The 2,598-nt window shown below is 46.3% G+C and carries 5 protein-coding genes; 3 read left to right on the top strand and 2 right to left on the bottom strand.

Annotated elements, in window-relative coordinates; all coding sequences use genetic code 11:
• Window positions 1-910 precede the first annotated feature (910 nt).
• Window positions 911-1,237, top strand: coding sequence for a hypothetical protein (locus AB1S50_RS19295; protein ID WP_367152882.1), 327 nt, complete (start codon window positions 911-913; stop codon window positions 1,235-1,237).
• On the top strand, window positions 1,230-1,421 hold the full coding sequence (locus tag AB1S50_RS19290; protein ID WP_367152880.1) for a hypothetical protein: 192 nt from the start codon (window positions 1,230-1,232) through the stop codon (window positions 1,419-1,421). The genes AB1S50_RS19295 and AB1S50_RS19290 overlap by 8 nt, the downstream gene beginning before the upstream one ends.
• 169 nt (window positions 1,422-1,590) lie before the next feature.
• Here the strand turns inward: AB1S50_RS19290 and AB1S50_RS19285 are convergent, their stop codons facing one another.
• Both AB1S50_RS19285 and AB1S50_RS19280 read right to left on the bottom strand, forming a co-directional pair.
• Window positions 1,591-1,836 (bottom strand): SymE family type I addiction module toxin, encoded by a 246-nt coding sequence (locus AB1S50_RS19285; RefSeq protein ID WP_367152879.1) that lies wholly within the window; start codon window positions 1,834-1,836, stop codon window positions 1,591-1,593.
• Between the two features lie 193 nt (window positions 1,837-2,029).
• Window positions 2,030-2,230 (bottom strand): helix-turn-helix domain-containing protein, encoded by a 201-nt coding sequence (locus tag AB1S50_RS19280; RefSeq protein WP_367152883.1) that lies wholly within the window; start codon window positions 2,228-2,230, stop codon window positions 2,030-2,032.
• Between the two features lie 35 nt (window positions 2,231-2,265).
• Here AB1S50_RS19280 and AB1S50_RS19275 point away from each other — a divergent pair.
• A partial coding sequence (locus tag AB1S50_RS19275) for an RHS repeat domain-containing protein (RefSeq protein ID WP_367152877.1) occupies window positions 2,266-2,598 on the top strand: 333 nt, incomplete at its 3' end.

Genomic DNA, 2,598 nt, shown 5'->3' with positions numbered 1-2,598 from the left:
AAAACAGCGTTTATGACCTGTATATTCGGTATTTTGACGTTACCTCGCTGTAAAGGCAGCAGGTGTTCGATAATTTTGAATTGCGATTTTGTGATTTCCATAAACGCAGATTTTATCAAAATTAGTGTTAACAGGCCCTAGTTACTTTTGCACATCCAGCAGATATCGGATTATTCGCAACCTTTTCTAAAGAGGAAGGTGGCCTTGCTACAGGAAGGTTGGCTGTAGGCGTTACCTTGACTCCAGGGCATCGCAGTAACTTTGATGGTGTTGGGGCAGAAGTTACAGCTGGCTTTGGTAAGTTTGGTGGTTCTTACGGCATACCTCTAGGAGATAGCTCCTACTTTCCCCCCTCATCTCTTACTATTGACATAGGTCCGCAGTTGGGCGGGTCAGTCAACGCGACTGTAACAGGATCGTTTACAGCTAGAGATTTAGGTCGCTTATTTGGCCGGATAATTCATGGCCCTGGTGGTGGGGACATTATTGGTGAGCCTGGACGAAAAGGTAGTTATTAAACATGTATGCACTATTTTCAACAAAATCATCAAGGCTAAAAATTTTTATAGCGATTGAGGTTATTTTGATAGCCTTGTACAGAATTCAGGAAGCTTTAAAACAGAGCGAAAATATTGCTTTTTGGAAGGATTGGCTTTTTATAATAGCCTTGGCATTTGGGGTTTTTACGGTGCTTTATGCTTTTAACCTAAAATGTAAGAATCCAGATTGCGCCGCTAGACAGGTATTTCGAGGCTGGTCGATATTCGAAATTCGCTGGCCTTCAAAAAACTGCTACAGGTGTGGAAGAAAAATAAGCTGAAATAGTATTCTTTTTGAGTCGTCTATTGCACAAAAGGGTACTGACGGGATTTCATCTGACCTGTTAACCATCGAAAAAAAGTTTGACCAAGTGGTTAAGGATCTAATTGAAAAAGGATTACGCAGGCCGGGAGATGGGACAGTAAATGGGTGGCTAAATAACATTGAAAGTAGCTTACCTTTTTGCCCTAACTATTATGGCTGTGGAGATCAATCCCTGTATCTAGTGGATCAACTCAATGATCCTAGTTTTTATGATAGCTTAAGCACCCAGTGGCGCTTTGAAATTATTTATGAATGGGGAACGATTGATCATCCTTTTCCTCATCAGTGGGTAGAAGGTTATCCGTGGGTTGATGAGTCCAGACGAATTAAGTTAGACCCATGGGCAAATCAAAGGAGCAGATCAAGTGAGTAAGTCACTATTTAAGAAACTTTTCTTCTGGTGCTTTTTGTTAGGATTTATTGGATTTGCTCTGGGGCAAAAAGGAATAATTGTATCAACTTTTAGTCTCTTCTTATGGAGTGGCGGTGGAATTTTGTTGGGGGCCATACTAGCAATGATATTCTATATGTTGGAAAAACGAAGTAATAAAAATTAGGATCTCTTCGCTCAGGCTACGTCAGATTTGGATGGAGCTGAAATAATGACCCCACAATGCAATTGGAAATAGGAATAGACACTGCGGCTTTATAAATCTCAAGTCACCCGCCCAGTTCAGATTCAAAACCCCGGCAGAGCTAATTTGCTGGGGTCTTATGTTAATTTGTTTATTCAGCAGTCAACACCAAACACCGCTCCATGACCCTGACCTTGATCGGCGTATCCACCACAAAGCCGGCTCGTTCAAGCCAGTGGCCCCTGATTGTGATCCATGACACGAAGCGGCTGGCAGCATAGGGTGGCTGTTTCTTGAGGCGGTACTCATAGTAGGCCTCCTGGACTTTAATGTAGCGCTCCTGACAAATTTTACTGTTACGCAGGCGCTGGCCTGACGTATCCTTTGGCTTAGTCATAATCAACTCTCTCGCAGTTGGTTGTGATTAGCTGGCCTGTTGGGTTGCCGCCCTTCAGGTCAGCGTCTTCATGATTGCGTTAGCTATCTATAAATGCCCGTTTCGCATTGTGCTTGAGAATCAGGCTTTCCAGCAGTGCCTTGGCAATCTTGATTTCTTCATCGTTAAACTGGTTTAACGCCTCAAATTGGTGTTATAGTTCCTCCCTGGGTTCCCGTTCATCTTTGTCAAAAACTAGCAAATCTGCACTTACGCCAAGCGAAATAGCCAGCTTACGAATAACGTCGAGGGTTGGCTGTGTCTGTCCGTTCTCATAACGTCGAATCTGGCTGACGTGAATATCCACGCTATCGGCAAGTGATTGCTGGGTAAAGCCCCGCTCTTTACATCGCAGGCTTCGTTCTCACCACGGACAAATACGATACCGATATGCGCCAGTGGCAGGCGGATAAGGCTGCCGGTGCCCTGGCAGGGGAGAGCGCCGACGACCATTTGACGGTGACCAAAAACCGCTATCTGCTACGGGACCACCTGGGCTCGCTGGATGTGGTGACGGATGCCACAGGCGCTGTCACCGAGCAGCTGAGCTTCGATCCCTGGGGGCAGCGGCGCCAGCCCCACAACTGGCGGGATGCCCTCAGCAGCACCCAGCTGACCAATATCCTGGATATAACCCCGCGGGGCTTTACCGGCCACGAATCCCTCGACCGGATGGGCCTGATCCATATGAACGGGCGCATCTACGACCCGCTGCTGGGGCGC

The organism is Microbulbifer discodermiae (genome assembly GCF_040742695.1).
Lineage (GTDB): Bacteria > Pseudomonadota > Gammaproteobacteria > Pseudomonadales > Cellvibrionaceae > Microbulbifer.
Note: the sequence above shows the minus strand (reverse complement) of the source record. Positions and strands in the feature narration are given on the sequence as shown.

Coding starts and splice junctions, on each gene's coding strand:
- AB1S50_RS19285 (WP_367152879.1), bottom strand. CDS start 1,836: ATGACTAAGCCAAAGGATACGTCAGGCCAGCGCCTGCGTAACAGTAAA.